General features: G+C 71.1%; 19 protein-coding genes and 1 pseudogene. 13 read left to right on the top strand and 7 right to left on the bottom strand.

Features of this window, described 5'->3' with window-relative positions; genetic code table 11:
• The first annotated feature begins 10 nt into the window (after window positions 1–10).
• From AB6A66_RS13395 to AB6A66_RS13425, 7 genes are all read left to right on the top strand, one after another.
• Window positions 11–814, top strand: coding sequence for a cytochrome c oxidase subunit 3 (locus AB6A66_RS13395; protein WP_371037003.1), 804 nt, complete (start codon window positions 11–13; stop codon window positions 812–814).
• A 114-nt stretch (window positions 815–928) separates the two neighbouring features.
• Complete coding sequence (locus AB6A66_RS13400; protein WP_371037002.1) at window positions 929–1621, top strand: SURF1 family protein; 693 nt, start codon at window positions 929–931, stop codon at window positions 1619–1621.
• A complete protein-coding gene (thrC, locus tag AB6A66_RS13405; protein ID WP_371037001.1) occupies window positions 1618–3009 on the top strand; it encodes a threonine synthase in 1392 nt (463 codons plus the stop codon). The genes AB6A66_RS13400 and thrC overlap by 4 nt, the downstream gene beginning before the upstream one ends.
• Window positions 3006–4268 carry a M16 family metallopeptidase gene (locus AB6A66_RS13410; RefSeq protein ID WP_371056279.1) on the top strand — a complete coding sequence of 421 codons (1263 nt, stop codon included), beginning with the start codon at window positions 3006–3008 and terminating at the stop codon, window positions 4266–4268. Before thrC ends, AB6A66_RS13410 begins: the two co-directional genes overlap by 4 nt.
• Window positions 4268–4852: a GNAT family N-acetyltransferase gene (locus AB6A66_RS13415; RefSeq protein ID WP_371037243.1), complete on the top strand. Its 585-nt coding sequence runs from the start codon at window positions 4268–4270 to the stop codon at window positions 4850–4852. The genes AB6A66_RS13410 and AB6A66_RS13415 overlap by 1 nt, the downstream gene beginning before the upstream one ends.
• Before the next feature lie 124 nt (window positions 4853–4976).
• The gene (locus AB6A66_RS13420; RefSeq protein ID WP_371056280.1) at window positions 4977–5870 is read left to right on the top strand and encodes an MBL fold metallo-hydrolase; all 894 of its coding nucleotides are present in this window, start codon (window positions 4977–4979) and stop codon (window positions 5868–5870) included.
• On the top strand, window positions 5870–7300 hold the full coding sequence (locus tag AB6A66_RS13425) for an FAD-binding oxidoreductase (protein ID WP_371056281.1): 1431 nt from the start codon (window positions 5870–5872) through the stop codon (window positions 7298–7300). Before AB6A66_RS13420 ends, AB6A66_RS13425 begins: the two co-directional genes overlap by 1 nt.
• Window positions 7301–7312: 12 nt before the next feature.
• Here AB6A66_RS13425 and AB6A66_RS13430 read toward each other — a convergent pair whose 3' ends face one another.
• The 4 genes from AB6A66_RS13430 to AB6A66_RS13445 all read right to left on the bottom strand — a co-directional run bounded on the left by AB6A66_RS13430 (window position 7313) and on the right by AB6A66_RS13445 (window position 10447).
• Window positions 7313–7915 carry a hypothetical protein gene (locus AB6A66_RS13430; RefSeq protein WP_371056282.1) on the bottom strand — a complete coding sequence of 201 codons (603 nt, stop codon included), beginning with the start codon at window positions 7913–7915 and terminating at the stop codon, window positions 7313–7315.
• A gap of 116 nt (window positions 7916–8031) precedes the next feature.
• Window positions 8032–8562, bottom strand: a complete 531-nt coding sequence (locus tag AB6A66_RS13435; protein WP_371056283.1) for an adenine phosphoribosyltransferase — start codon at window positions 8560–8562, stop codon at window positions 8032–8034.
• Between the two features lie 57 nt (window positions 8563–8619).
• Window positions 8620–9492, bottom strand: a complete 873-nt coding sequence (locus AB6A66_RS13440) for an S-methyl-5'-thioadenosine phosphorylase (RefSeq protein WP_371056284.1) — start codon at window positions 9490–9492, stop codon at window positions 8620–8622.
• 94 nt (window positions 9493–9586) lie between these two features.
• On the bottom strand, window positions 9587–10447 hold the full coding sequence (locus AB6A66_RS13445; protein WP_371036994.1) for a helix-turn-helix domain-containing protein: 861 nt from the start codon (window positions 10445–10447) through the stop codon (window positions 9587–9589).
• A gap of 107 nt (window positions 10448–10554) precedes the next feature.
• Here AB6A66_RS13445 and AB6A66_RS13450 point away from each other — a divergent pair, with 107 nt between their 5' ends.
• Together AB6A66_RS13450 and AB6A66_RS13455 are read left to right on the top strand one after the other, a co-directional pair.
• The gene (locus AB6A66_RS13450) at window positions 10555–11571 is read left to right on the top strand and encodes a fatty acid desaturase (protein WP_371056285.1); all 1017 of its coding nucleotides are present in this window, start codon (window positions 10555–10557) and stop codon (window positions 11569–11571) included.
• A 20-nt stretch (window positions 11572–11591) separates the two neighbouring features.
• Complete coding sequence (locus tag AB6A66_RS13455; protein ID WP_371056286.1) at window positions 11592–12494, top strand: EamA/RhaT family transporter; 903 nt, start codon at window positions 11592–11594, stop codon at window positions 12492–12494.
• A 6-nt stretch (window positions 12495–12500) separates the two neighbouring features.
• On the opposite strand, the gene AB6A66_RS13460 is transcribed toward AB6A66_RS13455, so the two are convergent.
• Both AB6A66_RS13460 and AB6A66_RS13465 read right to left on the bottom strand, forming a co-directional pair.
• A complete protein-coding gene (locus AB6A66_RS13460) occupies window positions 12501–13202 on the bottom strand; it encodes an NUDIX domain-containing protein (protein ID WP_371056287.1) in 702 nt (233 codons plus the stop codon).
• Window positions 13203–13222: 20 nt separating this feature from the next.
• Window positions 13223–13615 carry a DUF983 domain-containing protein gene (locus tag AB6A66_RS13465; protein ID WP_371056288.1) on the bottom strand — a complete coding sequence of 131 codons (393 nt, stop codon included), beginning with the start codon at window positions 13613–13615 and terminating at the stop codon, window positions 13223–13225.
• A gap of 211 nt (window positions 13616–13826) precedes the next feature.
• Here AB6A66_RS13465 and AB6A66_RS13470 point away from each other — a divergent pair, with 211 nt between their 5' ends.
• From AB6A66_RS13470 to AB6A66_RS13485, 4 genes and pseudogenes are all read left to right on the top strand, one after another.
• Window positions 13827–14291 (top strand): EF-hand domain-containing protein, encoded by a 465-nt coding sequence (locus tag AB6A66_RS13470; RefSeq protein ID WP_371036989.1) that lies wholly within the window; start codon window positions 13827–13829, stop codon window positions 14289–14291.
• A gap of 83 nt (window positions 14292–14374) precedes the next feature.
• A pseudogene (locus AB6A66_RS13475) lies at window positions 14375–14976 on the top strand (RNA polymerase sigma factor).
• Window positions 14969–15325, top strand: coding sequence for a hypothetical protein (locus AB6A66_RS13480; protein ID WP_371056289.1), 357 nt, complete (start codon window positions 14969–14971; stop codon window positions 15323–15325). Before AB6A66_RS13475 ends, AB6A66_RS13480 begins: the two are co-directional and overlap by 8 nt.
• A 3-nt stretch (window positions 15326–15328) precedes the next feature.
• The gene (locus AB6A66_RS13485) at window positions 15329–15838 is read left to right on the top strand and encodes a periplasmic heavy metal sensor (RefSeq protein ID WP_371036986.1); all 510 of its coding nucleotides are present in this window, start codon (window positions 15329–15331) and stop codon (window positions 15836–15838) included.
• Window positions 15839–15851: 13 nt separating this feature from the next.
• On the opposite strand, the gene AB6A66_RS13490 is transcribed toward AB6A66_RS13485, so the two are convergent.
• Window positions 15852–16481, bottom strand: coding sequence for a GGDEF domain-containing protein (locus tag AB6A66_RS13490; RefSeq protein ID WP_371056292.1), 630 nt, complete (start codon window positions 16479–16481; stop codon window positions 15852–15854).
• Between the last annotated feature and the right edge of the window lie 590 nt (window positions 16482–17071).

The following is a 17071-nucleotide window of genomic DNA, read 5'->3' on the forward strand; positions in this document are numbered from 1 at the left end:
GGGACCCGTAATGGCGCATGAGAAAAACCACGACTACCACATCCTGAACCCCTCCATCTGGCCGTTCCTCGGCGCGGTCGGGGCTTTCGTGATGCTGTTCGGGGCCGTTCTGTGGATGCACGGCAGCGGCCCGTGGATGGCACTGATCGGCTTCGCCCTGGTGCTTTACGTCATGTATGCGTGGTGGGCCGACACGGTGGCCGAGAACCTGCAGGGCGACCACACGCCGGTGGTGCTCATCGGGCTGCGCTACGGCTTCATCCTCTTCATCATGTCCGAGGTGATGTTCTTCGCGGCCTGGTTCTGGAGCTTCTTCAAGCACGCGATCTACCCGATGAACGAATACGCGGGCTCCAGCTACGTCCCGCCGGAATTCTATCAGGTGGACGCGTTCCACCTGCCGCTCATCAACACGCTCGTGCTTCTGCTGTCCGGGACCGCGGTCACCTGGGCGCATCACGCGCTGGTGCATAACGGGCCCCGCAAGGACGTGGCGAACGGGCTTCTGATCGCCGTGATCCTGGGCGTCGCCTTCACCGCGCTTCAGGCCTACGAGTACCGTTACCTGCTCGTCGAGCAGGACTGGACCTTCGGCGGGGACAAGTTCTTCTCGAACTTCTTCATGGCCACGGGATTCCACGGCCTGCACGTGATCATCGGCACGATCTTCCTGTTTGTGTGCTACCTGCGGGTGCGGGCAGGGCATTTCACCGCCGAGAACCACATGGGCTTCGAGGCGGCGGCCTGGTACTGGCACTTCGTCGACGTGGTCTGGCTGTTCCTCTTCTTCGCCGTCTACATCTGGGGCATCTGACCCGCGGCGGGCCGAAAGGTGCCGCGTCCGGTTGCAAATCCGGTCGCGGGCAGGTTCAAGACGGGGCGCGCGGGCAGGGGTCGCGCGCCCCGATCCGTTCCGGGAGAGTTCGTCATGCGCCGTATCCTCGGCCCGCTGCTCATCGGCATCCTCGGCACCGCCGTCCTGATCGCGCTCGGCGTCTGGCAGGTCCAGCGGCTGGCGTGGAAGGAGGGCGTGCTCGCCGACATCGAGGCCCGGATCGCGGCGGAGCCCGTGCCGCTGCCGGCCGAGCCGGATCCCGAGGCGGACCGCTACCTGCCCGTCGCGGTGTCGGGCGAGATCGGCGAGGACGAGCTGCACGTCCTCGTCTCCACGCGGGCCGAGGGGGCGGGCTTTCGCGTGATCGCGCCGCTTTCGACCGAGGCCGGGCGGCGCGTGATGGTCGATCGGGGCTACGTGCGCAACGAGGCCAAGGAGGCCGATCGCCCGACCGGCGCGGCCGATATCGTCGGCAACCTGCACTGGCCCGACGAGGTGGACGGCTTCACGCCGGAGCCCGACCCCGATGCGAACATCTGGTTCGCGCGCGACGTGCCCCGGATGGCGGAGGCGCTCGGAACCGAGCCGGTGCTCGTCGTGGTGCGGGAAACGTCGCTTTCGGCGCCGGGCCTGACGCCGCTGCCGGTGGACACTGCCGGCATCCCGAACGATCACCTCGAATACGCGGTCACCTGGTTCGGGCTGGCGGCGGTCTGGGCGGCGATGAGCATGTTTCTTGTCTGGCGCACGCTCGGCAGGACGGGACGGAGGGACACCCGGTCATGAGATACGTTTCCACGCGGGGGCAGGCGCCCGTTCTTGGCTTCGAGGACACGATGCTGACGGGGCTTGCGCGCGATGGCGGGCTTTACGTGCCCGAGGCCATCCCGCGCATGGCCGAGGGCGACATCGCCGCGCTGGCGGGGCTTCCCTACGAGGAGGCGGCGGTGCGCGTCATGTATCCCTTCGTCTCGGAAAGCTTCACCGAGGACGCCTTTGCCGAGCTTGCATCGCGCGCCTATGCGGGCTTCGGCCACGCGGCACGCGCGCCGCTCAAGCAGCTGGCGCCGAACCATTTCCTGCTCGAGCTCTTCCACGGGCCGACACTGGCCTTCAAGGACTTCGCGATGCAGCTCATCGGGCAGCTCTTCGAAACGGCGCTCAAGCGCCGGGGCGAACGGGTGACCATCGTGGGCGCGACGAGCGGCGACACCGGCAGCGCGGCGATCGAGGCGTTCCGCGGGCTCGAGGCGGTGGATGTCTTCATCCTCTTCCCGAACGGCCGGGTGTCGGAGGTGCAGCGCCGGCAAATGACCACGCCGGTGGAAGAGAACGTCCACGCGATCGCGCTCGACGGCGACTTCGACGCCTGCCAGGCGCGCGTGAAGGACATGTTCAACGATTTCGCCTTCCGCGACGCGGTGCGGCTGGGCGCCGTCAACTCGATCAACTGGGCGCGGGTCCTCGCGCAGGTCGTCTACTACTTCTCCGCCGCGGCCAGCCTCGGCGCGCCCGGCCGCCCCGTCAGCTTCACGGTGCCCACCGGGAATTTCGGCGACGTCTTCGCGGGCTGGGTGGCCCGCGCCATGGGGCTGCCGATCGAGCGCCTGGTCGTCGCCACCAACCAGAACGACATCCTGCACCGCTGCCTCGCCGCCGGCGAGTATCGCACCGAGGCGGTGATCCCCTCGGTCAGCCCGTCCATGGACATCCAGGTGAGTTCGAACTTCGAGCGCGCGCTCTTCGACGCCTATGACCGCGACGGTCGTGCGGTTGCCGCGCTGATGGACGAGCTGAAGACCGAGGGCGGCTTTGCGGTCAGCCAGGGCGCGCTCCAGCGCTTGCGCGAGGTCTTCGCCTCGGGCCGCGCCACCGAGGCGGAGACGCTCGAGACGATCGAGCGCACGCTCGGCCGGACCGGGGAGCTTCTCTGCCCCCATTCCGCGGTGGGGGTGAAGGTCGCCGAAGAGCTGCGGGAGCCCGGCACCGCGATGGTCACGCTCGCCACGGCGCATCCGGCGAAGTTTCCCGACGCGGTGGAAAAGGCCACCGGGATCCGGCCGGGGCTTCCCCCGCGCATGGCGAACCTTTATGAGCTTGACGAACGCGTGACCGAGGCGCCCAACGACCTCGCCGCGCTGGAAGACATCGTAAGAGAGCGTATCCGGAATTGACGACCCGACTCGACACATTGCCCAACGGCCTGCGCGTGGTTTCCGAACACATGCCCGGGCTGCAATCCGCCGCCATCGGCATCTGGGTCTGCGCCGGCGGGCGCGACGAGCGGGAAGAGCAGAACGGCATCGCCCATTTCCTCGAGCACATGGCCTTCAAGGGCACGGAGCGGCGCACGGCGCTGCAGATCGCCGAGGCGATCGAGGACGTGGGCGGCTACATCAACGCCTATACCTCGCGCGAGGCCACGGCCTACTACGCACGGGTTCTGGGCGAGGACGTGCCGCTGGCGCTCGACCTCATCTCGGACATCCTGCTCGCGCCGCGCTTCGAGGAGCGCGAGATCGAGCTCGAGCGCGGCGTGATCCTTCAGGAAATCGGCCAGGCGCTCGACACGCCCGACGACATCATCTTCGACTGGCTTCAGGAAGTGGCCTATCCCGGCCAGCCCATCGGGCGGCCGATCCTCGGCCCCGCCGAGAAGGTGGGCCGTTTCGGGCGCGAGGACCTCGCGCGGTTCGTGGCCGAGCATTACGGGCCCGGGCGCATGATCCTCGCCGCGGCGGGGGATATCGACCATGACTGGCTGCTGCGCGCGGCCGGGGACCGGTTCGGGCATCTCGTCCCGCGCGCGGCGCCCGCGCCCGCCGGCGCCGAGTTCCGCGGCGGCGAAATGCGCTGCGAAAAACCGCTCGAGCAAGCGCATCTCGCCCTGGCCTTCGAAAGCCCTGCGCAGACCGATCCGGAGGTCTACGCCGCGCAGGTCTATTCCGTCGCACTCGGCGGCGGCATGTCGAGCCGCCTGTTTCAGGAACTGCGCGAGCGGCGCGGCCTCTGCTACACGATCTTCGCCCAGGCCGGCGCCTATGCCGACACCGGCATGATGACGATCTATGCTGGCACCGGCGGCGACCAGCTTGGGGGGCTCGCGCGGATCACACTCGACGAGATGAAGCGCGCCGCCGACGACATGACCCCGGACGAGGTGGCGCGGGCGCGCGCGCAGATGAAGGCGGGGTTGCTGATGGGCCTCGAAAGCCCGTCGAACCGTGCCGAGCGCCTCGCACGCATGGTGCAGATCTGGGGCGAGGTGCCCACGGTCGAGGACACCGTGGCGCGGGTCGATGCGGTCACCACCGGTGACGTGCGCGATTTCGGTGCGCGGCTCGTCACCGGGTCGCGCGCCGCGCTCACGCTTTACGGGCCCGTCGCGGGCGCGCCCGGCCTCGACGAATTGCAGGCGCGACGGGCGGCGTGATGCTTCTTGCGCGGCGTACGGTGCGGCTCGAGACCGAGCGGCTGACCCTGCGCCCGCCCCAGCACGCCGATTTCCGCAACTGGACCACGCTGCGCCGCAACAGCGAAGCCTTCCTCGCGCCCTGGGAACCCGCCTGGGCCACGGACCACCTCTCGCGCAAGGCCTTCACCAACCGGGTCTACTGGGCCAGCCGGGCGGTCTCGGGCGGCACCGGGGTGCCGCTCTTCATGATCCGGCGCGACGATCAGGTCCTCGTGGGGGCGATCACGCTCGACAACATCCGGCGCGGGCCGTCGCAGTCGGGGACGCTGGGCTACTGGACGGGCGCGCCTTACGCGCGGCAGGGCTACATGCGCGAGGCGATCGACGCGGTGGTGCACCACGCCTTCGACCGGCTCGACCTCAGCCGGATCGAGGCCGCCTGCCTGCCCGAGAACGTCGCCTCGCGCGGGCTTCTGGAAAGCGCGGGCTTCAAATACGAGGGTGTCGCGCAGAGCTATCTTCAGATCGCCGGGCGATGGCGCACCCATGTGCTTTACGCGGCGCTGCGCGCCGATCGCCGGGGCCGGACGGATGCGGGATGAACGTGCGCTGCGCGGACACGGTGGTCCCGGGCCGCGTGAAGCCCGCGGGCCGGCCGGGTCAAGGGACGCATTCGGATGGAGGATCGCGCCATCCGTGCTATCGTTTCACTCAGGAGGTGCCCTGATGATCCGGATTGCCGTTGCCGTCGCGCTCGTCCTTCTCGTCCTGCCGGCCGCCGCGCAGGAGCGCCGCGCCAGCCACTGCATCGCCGTCGCCGAGCAGGCGCCGGGGCTACACTACCTGCACCGCGCTTCGGCCGCCGGGCCCGAACGCCTCTGGCGCGCCCACGAGGGCACCCACGCGGCAGGCGGCACGGCGTCCCATACCGAGCCCTTGCCAGAAAACACGGTGCGGCTGCATTTCATCGCGCACGCCTCCTTTCTGCTGCGTACCCATGGCGGGCTTACGGCGGTCACGGACTACACCGGATTCATCGGGAACACCGCGCTCATTCCCGATGTCGTGACGATGAACCACGCCCATGAAACGCACTGGACGGCCAACCCGGACCCGGCGATCCCCCATGTGCTGCGCGGCTGGGGGGAGGCGTTCGGGGAAGGAAGCGACCATCACCTCGATCTCGGCGAGATGCTGGTGCGCAACGTGTCCACCGACATCCGCTCGGGCTTCGGCGGGGCCGACGAACCCAAAGGCAATTCGATCTTCGTCTTCGAGGTGGCGGGGCTCTGCATCGGGCATCTGGGGCACCTGCACCACGTTCCCACCGACGAACAGTTCGCCGCGCTCGGACGGCTCGATGTCGTGATGGCGCCGGTGGACGGGGGCTATACGCTTCGGCTGTCGGACATGATCGCCACGCTGAAGCGCCTGCGGTCTTCGGTCGTGCTGCCGATGCACTGGTTCTCGGGCCATTCGCTGGGCGCGTTCCGCGCGGGCATGGCCGACGAATTCGCCATCGTGGACCAGGGCGCGCCCTACATCGACATCAGCCTCGCCACGCTTCCGGACCGGCCCACCGTCGTCTTCCTCCAGCCCGCCTGGCTGCGGGACGAGTGATGGCGGACGGCCAGCCCCATCTCGTCTCCGCCGACGCCGGCTTCGCGGAACGCCTTGCCGCACGGCTCGGGGCGGGCGCGATCGGCCCGCTCGCGCCGGGCTATCTCGAAGAGCCCCGCGGACGCTGGCAGGGGCAGGGCGGCGTGCTGGTGCGCCCCGCCAGCGCCGAGGAGGTCGCGGCCGTGATCCGCGCCGCCGCGGAGGCACGGGTGCCGGTCCTGCCCTATGGCGGCGGCACCGGGCTGGTGGGCGGGCAGATCGCGCCGGAGGGCCCCGCCCCGGTCATCCTGTCGCTGGAGCGGATGACCGCGATCCGCTCGGTCACGCCGGAAGAGAACGTCCTCGTGGCAGAGGCGGGCGCGATCCTCGCCGACGTGCAGGCCGCCGCGGCCGGCGCCGGGCGGCTTTTCCCGCTCTCGCTCGCCTCGGAAGGCAGTGCGCGCATCGGCGGGCTTCTGGCCACCAACGCGGGCGGCGTCAACACGCTGCGCTACGGCAACGCCCGGGCGCTCTGCCTCGGCCTCGAGGCGGTGCTGCCCGACGGCTCGCTCTGGCACGGCCTCACGCCGCTCAGGAAGGACAACGCGGGCTACGATCTGCGCGACCTGCTGATCGGCTCCGAGGGCACGCTCGGCGTGATCACCGCGGCCTCGCTCGCGCTGCACCCGCGCCCGGCGGGCGAAGGCACGGCGCTTCTGGCCGTGAAAAGCCCCGCGGCCGCGCTTGCGCTGCTCGCGCTGGCCCGCGACCAGCTCGGCGACGGGATCAGTGCCTTCGAACTGATGCACCGGCAGGGCTTCGACTTCCTGGCCGAGACCATGCCCGAGACGCGCCTGCCCTGGCCGGAGCCGCCGGAATGGTCGGTGCTGATCGAGGTGGGGCTGCCGCGCGGGCTCGACCCCGCTGCGGCACTGGAGACGCTTTTCGAACACGCGCTCGAGGCGGGTCTGTCGGATGACGGGATCGTGGCGCAGTCCGAGGCGCAGCGCGCCGAGTTCTGGGCGGTGCGCGAGCGCATACCCGAGGCCAACCGCCACATCGGCGCGATCTCTAGCCACGACATCTCCGTGCCGCTGGCCGCGATCCCCGAATTCATCGACCGCGCGGGCCCCGCGCTGGCGAAGATCGGGGCGTTCCGCCTCAACTGCTTCGGCCATGTGGGCGATGGCAACCTGCACTACAACGTCTTTCCCGTCGCGGGGCAGGGGCGCGCGGATGACGCGGCCCGGCGCGACGACATCAAGCGCTGCGTCCACGACCTGGTGCACGCGCTCGGCGGGTCGGTCAGTGCCGAGCACGGCGTCGGGCGCCTCAAGGTCGAGGATCTGGAACGCTACGCCGACCCTGCGAAACTGGCCGCGATGCGCGCCATCAAGTCGGCGCTCGATCCGATGGGCATCATGAATCCGGGCGCCGTTCTGCGGGCCTGACGCGCGCCTGCCTCAGAAGCTTTCGCGCGCGGTAAGCTCCTCGCGCCGGTCCTGCACCGCGCGCTTGCGCGCGAACACCTCCATGCGCGGCTGCCAGTCGTAGCGGACATCCTCCGCGATCGGCGACCAGAAGAGAACGCCGCCCTTGCGCCACGGATCCACGACGATGCCGTCATACATGCTGTCGCCGCGGCTGCTGAGGATGGCCGTGCTGTGCTCGATCCGGAAGGGGTTGAAGGCGTTGGCGATGGCGTAATGCACCTCGAGCGTCTCGAAGTTCTCCTGCTCGAGCCGCGCGCCCAGATCCACCGACCAGTGCCAGCAAAGGCCGCGCGGTTTGAGACCCGCATTCACCTTCGCGTTGTGCACGAGGGGCGGATCCACGATCTGGTATTCGAGGGCGAGGCGGTGCGTCGTCTCATAGGTCAGCCGCGCCGCGCGGGCGGCCTCCTCGGGGTCAACGTCGGGGCCGAGCGCCAGAAGCCCGAGGCGCAGCTCATCGATCTCGGCGGCGGTGCCGGGGGGCGGCGGGCCCTCGCGCGGTGCGGCGCACCCCGCAAGGCCAAGCGCGGTGACGAGAAGGCAAAGACGAGCCAGGGCAGGCAGGATTGTCACGGCACTCGCACGATCTTGGACGGGTTGCATAGCTGGCTATCGCGGTCCCCGCGGCCTGTCGAGCCGACTTGCGCGCGCCTCACGAATTTGTGGCGGCGCATGCGGCCCTGGGGGTCTCAAGCGCCCTCGAACGCGCAAAGCGCGTGCACGTCCATGCCCAGCGCCTCGAGCTTGCGGCGTCCGCCAAGTTCCGGCAGTTCGATCACGAAGGCGCAGCCGACGATGTCGCCGCCCAACCGCTCCACGAGGCGGATGCCGGCCTCGGCGGTGCCGCCGGTGGCCAGCAGATCGTCGACGATCAGCACAGACTGGCCGGGCGCGATCGCGTCGTCGTGCACCTCCATCACCGCTTCGCCGTATTCGAGCGTGTAGCTTTCCGAGATCGTGGCGGCCGGAAGCTTGCCCTTCTTGCGGATCGGCACGAAACCCGCGCCGAGCTGGTGCGCGACGGCGCCCCCCAGGATGAAGCCGCGTGCCTCGAGGCCCGCGACCATGTCGATGCGCCGGCCGGCATGGGGATGCAGCATCCGATCCACCGCCATGCGAAACCCGCGCGGGTCGGCGAACAGCGTCGTCACGTCGCGAAAGAGAATTCCTTCATGGGGGAAGTCCACGATGGTGCGGATGTAATCCTTGACGTCGTTCATGCGAAACTCTTCCTGCAGGAATGTGGGGGCGCGGCGCGCGTCGGCGTGCTTGCGGTGTCAATCCAGCACCCGGCCCGCGATCGGGCGCAGCCGGCCCACCATCTCGGGGTCGCGGGCGTCCCGCGCGGTGATGATCGCGTGTTCGAGCGCCCGGTCGCACCCTTCCGGGCAGGGCGCGTGCGGGCCCAGAAGCCCGGGCAGCGCGGCGAGCATGCGGCGCGCGGTCTCGGCATTGGCGGCGGCGGTCTTCAGGATCTCGGTCACCTCGACCTCCCCGTGGTCCGGATGCCAGCTGTCGTAATCTGTGACCATGGCGACGGAGGCGTAGCAGATCTCCGCCTCCCGCACGAGGCGCGCCTCGGGCATGTTGGTCATGCCGATCACGTCCGCGCCCCAGACCTCGCGGTAGAGGCGGCTTTCGGCCAGGGTGGAGAACTGCGGGCCCTCCATGGCGAGGTAGGTGCCGCCCCGGTGCACGGTCGCGCCCGCCGCCGCCGCGGCGGCCTCGGCCGCGTCCATCAGCCGGCGACAGGTGGGGTGGGCGAGGCTCACATGCGCCACGCAGCCGGGGCCGAAAAAGCTTTGCGCCCGGCCCTTCGTGCGGTCGATGAACTGGTCCACGATCACGAAGTCGCCGGGCTTCATGGCCTCGCGGAACGAGCCGACCGCCGAGACCGAGACGAGGTCGGTCACGCCCAGCATCTTCATCGCCGCGACGTTGGCGCGATAGGGCACCGAGGCGGGGTCGAGCGGGTGGCCGCGCCCGTGGCGGGGCAGGAACGCCATGGCCACGCCGTCGAGCCGCCCGGTCAGGACCGAATCCGAGGGCGCGCCCCAGGGTGTCTCGACCGTGCGCCAGTGCGGCTGCGCAAGCCCCTCCACCTCGTAAAGGCCCGAGCCCCCGATCACCCCGATCATGCGTTCCGCCATCCGTGCCGTTCCCTTTGCTGGCTTTCCCCGCGCAGTCTTGCCCGCAGCCGGGCGAAAGGAAAAGGGCAAGAGCCCTCCCTGCAAGGTCGCGCGTCTAGGCGAGCGCGGCGCGCAGCGGGGCGAGATGTGCGGCGAAGTCGCGGTCCGAGACCGTGGCCTCGCGCACGAGCCAGTCGAAATGCTGCACGAAGGCCTGCACCCGCGCGCTGTCGCGGAAGGCGAGGTAGTTCCGCCCGACATAGAGCACCGCCAGCATCGGCCCGAACACCGTGACCGGCGCGGAATAGACCCGCCGCGCATCGAACAGGAAGATTCGCAGCCGAGGATAGAACTGGTCGTTGAGCTCCAGCAGACGGTCGATCTGGCCCAGGCGAATCTCTCGTGACAGGCCGGAATAATACCCTTCGGCGGCGGCGAAGCTGTCGATCTCGAAAAGCGGCATCGCGATCTCGTAGTCCGATTGCGCGCTCCGCATCCAGGCCAGCCGGTCCTGCGCGGCGCCGATCGCCTGCTGCGCGGTGCGGCCCAGATGGGGCGAATACTCCCATTCGAGCATCGCCTGGGTCTTGAGCATGTCGGGCAGCCCGGCGGGAACGTGGCGGATCTTGTAGCCCTCCGCCTCGCGATGCCAGGCGAAGATCTGCTCGTCCACGAGCGCCCGGGGCGCCTCTGTCAGGGTGAGCGAATTGGCCATGATCTCGGCCGCGCTTTCCGGCCGGTCGGAGAGCGAGAGCAGCCAGTCCGCCGAGACGCGCAGCGCCGCGGCGCATTCGCCGACCACCTGCGCGTTCGGGAGCCGCGCGCCGCCCTCCTTGAGAAGCTGCGAGACGGTGGAGCGGTCCACGCCGATCGCGCGGGCGAGCGCGCTCTGGCTGGTCTGCGTGACGTCCATCGCCTGGCGGAGCCGTTGGCGGAATTGTTCCGCGCGGCGGCGTTTGTCGATAATCTGCGTCATGTGGTAATTTGTATCACATTCGCGGCGTTTTGTTAATCACATACGGAATTCCGCAGCACATCGTCCGCTGATACTCGTTCTGCGGTTTCAGACAATCGGAGACGTGAATGACGACGCAACCACGCGGCTTGCAACGTGACGCCCTGTGCCCGGATGCCCGGGCGGCGACGACGGACCTTTCGCGGCCCGTTCTCTCCGCCAAGGCCCCTCCGGACGCCCGCGCGCATCCCCGCACCGCCCGGAGGGTAGAGTGGCCCACGCTCGCGCTTCTGGTCGGTGCCTACGGCGTCTGGGCGCTCGGCACCACCTGGGCCGCGGCGTTCTGGCTTCCTCACGGCATCGTGCTGGTGGCGCTTTCGGGGGCGCTGCACTCCTCGCTCAGCCACGAGGTGCTGCACGGCCATCCGTTCCGCAATCCGCTTCTGAACGCGGCGCTGGTCTTCCCCGCGCTGACGCTCGTCGTGCCCTACCTGCGCTTCAAGGACACGCATCTCGCCCACCATAACGACGCGATCATCACCGACCCCTACGACGATCCGGAAAGCAACTACCGCGATCCGCGGGTCTGGGCGCGCCTGCCCGCGTGGCAGAAGCGCCTGCTGGCGTTCAACAACACGCTCGCCGGGCGGCTTCTGGTGGGGCCCGCCATCGGGCAGTGGGCCTTCATGGCCGCCGACTGGCGCGCGATCCGCGCGGGCGACCGCCGGGTGCTGGCCGGCTGGCTCCTGCACGTGCCGGCGGTGGCGCTGGTGGTCTTTTGGATGGGCGCGGTCGCGGCGATGCCGTGGTGGGCCTATCTCTTCTCGGTCTACGGCGCGCTCTCGATCCTGAAGATCCGCACCTTCCTCGAACACCAGGCGCATGAGAAACCCCGCGCGCGCACCGTGATCGTGGAGGATCGCGGGCCGCTTTCCCTGCTCTTCCTGAACAACAACCTGCACGTCGTGCACCACATGCACCCGCGCGTGCCCTGGTACCGGCTTCCCGCGGTCTATGCCGCGAATCGCGCGCATTACCTCGCGCGGAACGACAGCTACCGCTACGCGAGCTATGGCGAGGTGTTCGCGCGCTACTTCCGCCGCGCCAAGGATCCCGTGCCGCATCCGCTCTGGCCAAGGGGCTGAAACCGCGCCAGTAGGGAGCGATGGAGCTCTGGATCCTCGTCACCCTCCTGGCCGCCGCGTTCCAGACCCTGCGTTTCACGCTGCAGAAGGTGCTGCGCATGGGGGCGCTCAGCACCGTCGGCGCGACCTTCGCGCGCTTCGCCTACTCCGCGCCGCTGGTGACGCTCGCGCTCTCGGCCTACCTCGCAGTCACCGGCGGCGGCCTTCCTGCAACCGGCGTGCTTTTCTGGGCCTACGCCTTGGCCGGCGGCACCGCGCAAGTGCTGGCCACGGCCTGCGTGGTCGCGCTCTTCGGGGCGCGGAACTTCGCTGTCGGCATCACCTTCAAGAAGACCGAGGGCGTTCAGACGGCGGTCGTGGGGGTTGCGCTTCTGGGCGAGCGCATCTCCTGGGCGGCCTTCGCCGCGATCCTGCTCGGGCTCTTCGGCGTCTGGCTCCTTTCGGCCGCGCCGGGCGAGGTGGTGCGCGGCTGGCGGCGCCTGGCCAACCGCGCCGCGGCGCTCGGGCTGGGCTCGGGGTTCCTGTTCGCGATCTCCTCCGTCTGCTACCGCGGCGCGACCCTCGAGGTGGCGAGCGAAAACCCGCTCCTCCGCGCGGGCGTCACGCTGGCGGCCGTGACCGCGGCGCAGATGATCGGGATGGCGTTCTACCTGCGCGCCTGCGAGCCCGGCCAGCTCGCCGCGGTCTGGGGCGCGCGCCGCGTGGCGCTCTGGGTCGGGCTTTCGAGCATGGCGGGCAGCTTCTGCTGGTTCCTCGCCTTCACGCTTCAGACGGCGGCGCTCGTGAAGGCCGTGGGGCAGGTTGAGCTCATCTTCTCGCTGGCGATCACCGTGCTCGTGTTCCGCGAGCGGGTGAGCCGCACGGAACTCGCCGGGATCGCGCTGCTTTCGGCCTCGGTGGTGAGCCTCGTCCTCGTCGCCTGACGCGCCTCAGCCCGCGGTGAGCGGGCTCTTGCCCCGCAGCCGCAGGAACAGGCTTTCCTCGTCGGTGTTCCGGAAGAAGGGGACCGAGGGCGGCGGGCCGGGATCGGCGAGCCGCCCGGCCACCTCTGCGAGGACCACCTCGGTGATGAAGGGCAGGTCCACCTCCCGCGCGCGGGCGAGCGGCACCCATTGCAGATGGCTCAGTTCGTCCTGCGCGCGGCTGAAATCGTCGGGGTCCGAGGCGAGCCGGTCGGCGTCCACGAGGAAGAAGCGCGCGTCGAAGCGGCGCGGCCGGCCCGGGGGAGTGATCGCGCGGAAGACGAAGTTGAGCCCCGCCGCGCTGGGCACGTGGCCGGTGGCGGCGAACTCGGTCCAGTCCACGCCGGGCGTGCCCTGCCAGCGTCCGGGTGCGCCCAGGATGAGGCCCGTCTCCTCCCAGAGTTCGCGCACGGCCGCCGCGGCGAGGGCCGGACCAAGATTCGCCGCCGCGTCCTCGGCCAGCCGCGCGGCGCAGACCTCGTGAAGCCCCTCGGCCAGCGGGACCTCGGCGTCGCGCGGATCGACCGCGCCGCCGGGAAAGACGAACTTGTTGGGCATGAAGGCCGCTGCCGCCCCGCGCTGCCCCATCAGGATGCGCGGCTCCGTGGCCCGGTCGCGCAGGACGATCACCGAGGCGGCGTCGCGGATCGGCGTGCTGTCGGCGGTCATGGCCCCCCCCGGATGGCGGGTCAGGCCGGATCCTCGCCGAAGCCGTGCATCAGCCGCGACCACTGGAAGGCCACCACCATCCCTTTCAGTCTCGGCAAGAGATACAGCGAGAGGCCGACGCAGCCAACCGCGAAGATGGTGAAGAGAACCAGCGGCTCGGGTCGCCACGCCATGAACACCATGAGCAGAAGCGGCGCCATCACGTGTCCGACGATGAGGATCGTGAGATAGGCGGGCCCGTCATCCGCGCGATGATGGTGCAGCTCCTCGCGGCAGACGGTGCAGGCGTTGCGCACCTCGAGGTAACCCGAAAGCAACGGGCCCTGGCCGCAGCTCGGGCAACGCCGTCGCCATCCGCGCCAGAGCGCCGGAAGGGCCGGGCGCGGGTCGGGAATGGTCGTGTGATCTTGCATCGTCTCACCTCGCTCGCGTGCCGCCAACACTGCCCTGCCATGCCCTTGCCCGAAACGCGGCAGCCTGTCCTTGCGGCGGGATGCCGCGCTCGCGGCGGCCACCTTGCCGCGGCGTTCGGCGACGGAACGCGCGCCGCGCGTCGTATCAGCCTGCGACCCCGGACGCAAAGGACCCGGGTCCTGACCGAAACGCGACACCAAGGAGACAGACATGACCCGTTCGTTCCTGACCCCCGCCGCCCTTCTCGGCGCGCTGGCGGCCCTCGCCCTGACCTCCGCGGCCGGCGCGGCGCGCGCGCAAGACGGCGCCCGGGAGATGCCCCGTTTCGAGGCGCTCGACGCCGACGGCGACGGCCGGCTCACCCGCGAAGAGCTGGAGGCCCGCGCGGCGTCCCGTTTCGCCGCGGCCGATGCCGACGGCGACGGCACGCTTTCGCCGGCCGAACTCGAGGCGGCGGCCGAGCGGCGTCGCGCCGAACGCATCGCGCGCATGGTGGCGCGGCTCGACATGAACGGCGACGGTGCGCTCGACCGGGCCGAGCTTGCAGCGCGTCGCGGCGCGGACCGCATGTTCACGCGGCTCGATGCGAATTCCGACGGCGCGCTCACGCGGGAGGAGTTCGCCGCCATCCGCGGGATGCGCGGGGCGCATCACGGCGGGGTCGGCCGGCCCTGAATCGGGCGGCGCGGGCCACATCCGGCGGGGGCGCGCTTCCCGCCGATTGCGCCGGGCATGACTTGCGACTACGCCGGAGCGACATGGCGATGCCTCAGGACGCTGGCCCGGAACTGGACGACGCGGCGCTGCTGGCCGCGACCGCCCGGGGCGACCGGGCGGCCGCGCGCCGACTGACGGATCGGCTCCTGCCGGTGGTCTACGCCCATGCCGTCCGCCTTCTGGGCGATGCGGCCGAAGCCGAGGACGTGGCGCAGGAGGCGATGCTCCGGCTCTGGCGGGTGGCGCCGGAGTGGCGGGCGGGCGAAGCGAAGGTGACGACATGGCTCTACCGGGTGACGGCCAATCTCTGCATCGACCGCCAGCGCCGGACGGCCCGGCCGGGACCGGGCGGCGCGCTCGCGCTCGACCGGGTGCCGGAGCCCGCGGACACGCGGCCGGGCGCCGAGGCGGCCTTGCAGGAGACGGCGCGCGCCGAGGCGCTTCAGGCCGCGCTCGCCACGCTCCCGCCGCGCCAGCGCCAGGCGGTGGTGCTGCGCCATATCGAGGGGCTTGGAAACGCCGAGATCGCCGCATCATGGAGATCGGGCCCGAGGCGGTGGAAAGCCTGACCGCCCGGGGCAAGAGAGCGCTCGCCCGCAGTCTGTCCGGGCGGCGCGAGGAGTTGGGATACCGCGATGAATGACATCGACCGCGAGACCGAGGCGCTGCTCGAGCGCCATTTCGCTACCGCGCGGGCCGCGAGGCCCGAGCCGCCCGCGGGTCTCTCCGAGCGCGTGCGCGCCGATGCCGCGGCGCTGAATTCCGCGCCCGCCTCGCGGCGCGCCCGGGCGCCGGGGCCGCTCCTGGAGATCTGGCGGACGCTCGGCGGCTGGCCCGCGGCGGCGGGGCTCTCCGCGGCGGCGCTCGCCGGGGTCTGGATCGGGGTGGCGGCGCCGCGGGCGCTCGACGGTGGCCTCGCCGCCCTCGCGGGCGGCGGCGCGGCGATGCCCGGGCCCGCGGCCGGGTTCGAGCTGGCGCTGGAGGAGCTTTGAGCGATGACCGAGTCGGAAGCGGAACGCGGCAGCCAAGGCGGCGACGGCCGCCCGGGGACGCCGCTCTGGGTGAGGATCCTGCTTGTGGGCTCGCTCGCGCTCAATCTCCTCGTGGTGGGGATGGTGGCGGGCTTCGCCCTGCGGGGCGAGGGGCGCGCGCCGATGGCACGCGACGGCGGCTGGCCCTACGTTGCGGCACTGCCGGTGCGGGACCGCCTGGCTGTCGGCCGGGACATCCGGCAGGCCCTGCGGGCCGGCGGCATGACCCGCGAGGCGCGACGGTCGAGTTTTGACGAGGCGCTTTCGCTCCTTCGGGACGATCCCTTTTCGGTCGAGCGGTTCGAGGCGCTTCTCTCCCGCCAGTTCGCGGCGGCGAGTCTCGTACAGGACGCCGGTCGGCGCGCGCTTCTTGCAAAGATCGCGGCGATGCGCCCGGAAGAGCGTGCGCGCTATGCCGACCGGCTTGCCGAGGCCATGCGCGGCGGCCGCCATGGCGGCGCGGGTCGCCCCTGAGGCGCGTCGGGCGTCACGCGGCGGGGCGGCCGAGGCGGACGCAGTTCCGCCCGCGCGCCTTGGCGCGATAAAGGGCGCGGTCGGCCTGGACGAGCAGCGCTTCGGGTTCGGCATGTCCCGCCGCCATCGGGTCGGGCCCGACGGCGAGACCGATGGAGATCGTCACCCGCACCGGGCCCTGGCCATCGGGCAGCGCGAAGGGTCTTTCGGCGACGGTGGCGCAAAGACGTCGTGCCGCGGCCTCGGCCGCGTGGCGCTGCATGTCCGGCACCACGAGGAGGAACTCCTCGCCGCCGATCCGCGCCGCGAGAGCGTCGGGCCCGAGCCCGGCGCGCAATCGCCGCGCGACCTCGGTCAGCACGGCATCGCCGGCGGCGTGGCCGTGCCGGTCGTTGACCTGCTTGAAATGGTCGAGATCGGCGATCATCACGGCGAAGGGCCTATCCTCCCGGCGCGCCGCCGCCGCGATCCGGGCAAGCTGCGGCACCGCGTAACGGCGGTTGTGCAGGCCGGTGAGCGGGTCGATGACGGCCGCGGCAAGACCGGCCTCGAGCGCCGCGCGCATCTGGTCGGCGCGCCGCTTCGCGGCCAGCCTGCCCCGCAGCCGCAGGGCGAGCTCCTCGACCTCGAAGGGGCCGGGCATTCCGTCATGCGCCCCGAGGTCGAGCGCGCGCGCGACGGCGCGGCCGCCCGCGTCGCCGCCATGGACCACGATGGCCGCGCGGCGCAGGGCGTGCTGCGCGCGGAGCGCCGGAAGAAGTTCCAGCTCCGCGTCGGCGTGGGGCGGCAGCCCGATCAGCACCGCGNTCGCCGCCATGGACCACGATGGCCGCGCGGCGCAGGGCGTGCTGCGCGCGGAGCGCCGGAAGAAGTTCCAGCTCCGCGTCGGCGTGGGGCGGCAGCCCGATCAGCACCGCGTCGGGTGCGGGCCCCTGGGCCGTCAGCAGCGCCGCGGCCGGCGTCAGCGGGACCGGTACGCCCAGCGCCGCGGACAGCGCATCGGCCTGCGCCCGTGCGCACACCCCTTCGGCGGCGACGTGCGCGATGCGCGGCGCGGGGGCGAAGCCCGCCGCTGCCTCGGCGCAGCCCATCGCCGCCTCGGCGCTGCGGCGCACCTCCGGCGCGAGCCCGTCGCCGCGGTCGCGTAGCAGGCTGCGCAGCCGCGCGAGGAGAAGCGCGCCGTCGCGCAGATCCGGGAGGGCGTCGTCGAGCCCGGCGGCGAGGGCGGCGCGC

This window comes from Rhodosalinus sp. K401, from assembly GCF_041365735.1.
Lineage (GTDB): Bacteria > Pseudomonadota > Alphaproteobacteria > Rhodobacterales > Rhodobacteraceae > Rhodosalinus.